This window comes from Nostoc sp. CHAB 5715 (assembly GCF_020829685.1).
Taxonomy (GTDB): domain Bacteria; phylum Cyanobacteriota; class Cyanobacteriia; order Cyanobacteriales; family Nostocaceae; genus Nostoc.
Map to the genome: position 1 here is coordinate 1 of NZ_JAIVFR010000670.1, position 4341 is coordinate 4341.

Annotated in this window: 5 protein-coding genes; 3 read left to right on the forward strand and 2 right to left on the reverse strand. The window is 46.0% G+C overall.

Going from position 1 to position 4341, the window contains the following annotated elements:
* Positions 1-151 precede the first annotated feature (151 nt).
* Positions 152-298, reverse strand: coding sequence for a hypothetical protein (locus tag LC574_RS28685; protein WP_229457038.1), 147 nt, complete (start codon positions 296-298; stop codon positions 152-154).
* 23 nt (positions 299-321) lie between these two features.
* Positions 322-468 (reverse strand): hypothetical protein, encoded by a 147-nt coding sequence (locus tag LC574_RS28690; protein ID WP_229457039.1) that lies wholly within the window; start codon positions 466-468, stop codon positions 322-324.
* 150 nt (positions 469-618) lie between these two features.
* Here LC574_RS28690 and ldpA point away from each other — a divergent pair, with 150 nt between their 5' ends.
* From ldpA to LC574_RS28705, 3 genes are all read left to right on the forward strand, one after another.
* On the forward strand, positions 619-1833 hold the full coding sequence (gene ldpA, locus LC574_RS28695) for a circadian clock protein LdpA (RefSeq protein ID WP_229457040.1): 1215 nt from the start codon (positions 619-621) through the stop codon (positions 1831-1833).
* An 85-nt stretch (positions 1834-1918) separates the two neighbouring features.
* The gene (locus LC574_RS28700; RefSeq protein WP_229457041.1) at positions 1919-3652 is read left to right on the forward strand and encodes a R3H domain-containing nucleic acid-binding protein; all 1734 of its coding nucleotides are present in this window, start codon (positions 1919-1921) and stop codon (positions 3650-3652) included.
* 54 nt (positions 3653-3706) lie between these two features.
* On the forward strand, positions 3707-4315 hold the full coding sequence (locus LC574_RS28705; protein ID WP_229457042.1) for a hypothetical protein: 609 nt from the start codon (positions 3707-3709) through the stop codon (positions 4313-4315).
* Positions 4316-4341: the final 26 nt, after the last annotated feature.

Below are 4341 nucleotides of genomic sequence, written 5' to 3' on the forward strand. Positions count from 1 at the left end.
GAGTAACTCTGAGACAATTTCGGTCAAGCTAGCCAAGTCTGTAACTAAAGGTGGTAAATTTGGAGGAACACTAATACCAATTTTGTATGAAGTTGCATAGAATTAAAAAGCTAAAAACTTGGCTTGGTAAGCATTTCAGGCTTTTACAGTTTTATGCAGCTTCACAATAATTTGGTATAAGTTGGAAAGTCTGTTGCCTAGCTCCAGCCCTTTCCCCAAAATACTCGGCAACATGAGGCAGCCAAGTTTGGAGTTGAATTGAAGTTAATTCCAACGGATAGACATCTGCATCAATCATTCGCATATACAGCAAATTGTCTACTAAAGCACGCGATCAGCATTGAGTAACTGGCGGACTTCTTTGACACTCATAGCGAAGATGTCTTGAAACTTCAAGGACTTACGAATATCAAGAGCGATCGCTCCAATTAACTTTTGTTGTTCCTGTAGCTGTTTTAGCTGCTGCATTAGCTGTAATTGTTAGCTTTTAACCTACGTACAAGTACCCCATGCTTCGACTTCGCTCAGTACAAGTGCCCCATGCCCTGAATCAAGAAAGCCAGACTTTTTCTTGATCACAGACTACTATTTTTAGTCGCATAAACGCATAATAGAATAGTGACTGATCTGTTCGCCCCTTTACAATCTCTCAAACAAGGTGACTGGTTCAAGCTGATCTGCGGAGCCAGCTTCCAGCATTTACCGGCAGTCAGAAGTTTAACGTTAGCCTATACTTTGGCGGGCGCTGACTGCATAGATGTTGCAGCTGATCCAGCCGTAATTGCAGCAGCGCAAGCAGGGCTACAAGTAGCCAAATCTCTGGTTACGGATGCCCAAAAGCGAGGCTTTGGCTACAAAGGCAACTCACCCTTTTTGATGGTTAGCCTGAACGATGGAGAAGACCCCCATTTTCGCAAAGCAGAATTTAATCCTACTGAGTGTCCTACCGAGTGTCCTAGACCCTGTGAACGGATTTGTCCGGCACAAGCAATCGTGTTTAACAATGTAAAAGAAAACTTTTCGGGAGTAGTATCACAAAAGTGCTATGGCTGCGGTCGTTGTATACCAGTTTGTCCTTATGGTATAATTGATACAAATTTATATATGTCAACGCCGGGAGCGATCGCGCCATTGGTAATGTCAACGGGAGTAGATGCCGTAGAAATCCATACAAAAGTCGGGCGGTTGACAGAATTTGAACAATTATGGCAGGCAATTTCACCGTGGGCCGATCAATTAAAGCTATTAGCTATCAGCTGTCCCGATGGCGAGGGGATGATTGACTACCTAAGAGCAGTATATGATCTGATTGCCCCACTCAAGAGTGCTTTAATTTGGCAAACCGACGGCCGTCCGATGAGTGGTGATATTGGCGATGGCACCACAATAGCCGCGGTGAAATTAGGGCAAAAAGTTTTGGCAGCTAAGTTACCGGGATATGTGCAGTTAGCAGGCGGCACTAATAGTTATACCGTTGCTAAGTTAAAGGCAATGGGACTACTGAAGAGAGCAGAGGGAGCAGGGGGAGATGAGGGGGCAGGGGGAGCAGGAGGAGATAAGGGAGCAGGGGGAGCAGGGGGAGCAACAACCTCCTCATCCCCCTCATCCCCCTCATCCCCCTCATCCCCCTCATCCTCCATTGCTGGGGTCGCCTATGGTAGCTACGCCCGCGTATTGCTGTCACCAATTCTCGAACAGTTAGAGAATAAGGAGGTAAATAACATTAATGTGCAAGCGAATCTTCGCCTTGAAGAAAATGACGTATTACTTTGGCAAGCTGTAAAACTTGCCCATTCTCTCGTTTCCCAGATCAAGTCACAGCAGGAGCGTTAATTGCTCGTTTCGGGAAATTACCCAGAGCGATTTCTCCTGCACGCAAATGTCCTCGCTATCTCTAAAAACGTCACCACTAGAAAGCATGACGATTACAGACGATCTCCAAAAGTTATTAGACATTTTGCCCCAAGACCTGCAACAAGTACTAGAGAGTCATCCCAAACGAGATAGTTTAGTAGAAGTGGTCTTGGATTTGGGTCGTCGCCCAGAGGCTCGGTTTCCTAATCAAGCTGAGTATCTGAGCGAAGTACCCGTTACTCAAGAACAGATAGATGATTGTATTCAACGAGTTGGAATCTTTGGCGGAGATAATCGAGCAGGAATTGAGCAAACTTTGCATCGGATCAGCGCCATCCGCAACCGCACAGGTAAGATTATTGGCTTGACCTGTCGCGTTGGTCGAGCGGTATTCGGAACCATTGGCATGATCCGTGATTTGGTAGAAACTGGTAAATCGATTCTCATGCTGGGGCGTCCAGGCGTGGGCAAAACTACTGCCTTACGGGAAATTGCCCGTGTTTTGGCGGATGATCTGCAAAAGCGAGTGGTGATTATTGACACCTCTAACGAAATAGCTGGGGATGGTGATGTTGCCCATCCCGCCATTGGTCGCGCTCGGCGGATGCAAGTGGCTCATCCAGATCAACAGCATCAGGTGATGATTGAAGCAGTGGAGAACCACATGCCAGAAGTCATTGTCATTGATGAAATTGGCACAGAACTGGAAGCTTTAGCGGCTCGTACCATTGCGGAACGGGGTGTACAGTTGGTAGGTACTGCCCACGGAAATCAGATCGAAAATCTGATCAAAAACCCGACCCTGGCTGATTTAGTTGGGGGTATCCAAGCTGTGACGCTGGGAGACGATGAAGCTAGACGGCGAGGTTCTCAAAAAACTGTTTTGGAGCGGAAAGCCCCTCCTACCTTTGAAATTGCTGTGGAAATGTTGGAGCGCCAACGCTGGACAGTACACGAAAGTGTTGCTGACACAGTAGATAATCTGCTGCGGGGGCGTCAGCCTACCCCACAAACGAGAACCGTTGATGACCAAGGTAAAATCGCTGTTACAAGGCAGTTAGCTGTTGTCAACGGTCGCGGTGGACAGCTAGCGACAGTGGAGGAATCTTTCCCACCAGCGCGACCATCTAATGGCTGGCGTTCATCTGGACAAATGGTAGCATTGCCGCAATTGCCTGTAGAGCGGGTGACTGGACGCAGTGAATTTGACCGTTTGCTGGATGAATCCTTCAATTATTCTGAAAGCATTGATTTGGATGCTGCTACTAGACAGCCAGGGCCGAATGGTGAAGATTTGCCATTGCACGTTTACCCTTATGGTGTTAGCCGCCATCAACTAGAACAGGTAATTAGCGTGCTAACTTTGCCCGTGCTATTGACAAAAGATATAGATAGTGCTGATGCAATTTTAGCACTGCGATCGCACGTCAAAAACCACGCCAAATTACGGCAAATGGCCAAAGCCCGTCATGTACCCATCCACATGATTAAGTCCAGCACCATTCCCCAAATTACCCGTGGTTTGCGGCGGTTGCTGAACATGGACGACCCGGAAATGGCCGATGACCTAGAATTGCAACTGTTTTTGCACAATGGTAGCGATGATGAGATGGATGCCTTGGAAGAAGCTAGACTTGCTGTTGAGCAAATTGTGATTCCAAAAGGACAGCCAGTGGAGTTATTGCCGCGTTCTCCCCAAGTCCGCAAAATGCAACATGAGTTGGTAGAACATTATCGCCTCAAGTCGCATAGTTTTGGTGAAGAACCAAATAGAAGATTGCGGATTTATCCGGCGTAATTTCACCCCAAACCCCTCTCCGTTTCCGAGAGGGGATTTAGATGGAGAGACTGAATGTCTTATAAAGAGTTTTCTTTGAGAAAAGTAAAACAAGACTTTAACCTCACCCTAATAGAAGGCGGGCGATTTTTGCCACCTATAGAACCAATTTTACCTAGTCCCCTATTGGCTGAATTTTTAGCAGAAAGTATCCAGTTAGCAATTGCAATGGGTTCTGAGAAAGCTAGATCAGAATTGATTATCAGCCCAATATTGTTTGAAGTCCGAAAAATTCTCAACAGACAAATCAGTTTCTTTTCTGGAGAAGAATTTAATGTTGAACCAGAAGTTGGACTGGCGGGATTTTGCGACTTTCTGATTAGCCTTTCACCAGAACAGTTATTTATTGAAGCCCCAGCAGTGGTGATTGTGGAAGCCAAAAAGGAAAATCTCAAAGGTGGTTTGGGGCAGTGTATCGCAGAAATGATCGCCGCCCAAAGGTTTAATGCTAAATACGAAAAACCTATTGCTACTATCTACGGTAGTGTTACTAGTGGCAACCTGTGGACATTCCTCAAGTTAGAGGACAGCACTGTAACTATTGATTTAACTGAGTACTTAATTCCTCCAGTAGAGCAAATCTTAGGTATTTTGGTATGGATGATTCGCTCACAATCAAATTAAGGTTGGGTTTCAATAAATAACTGTTC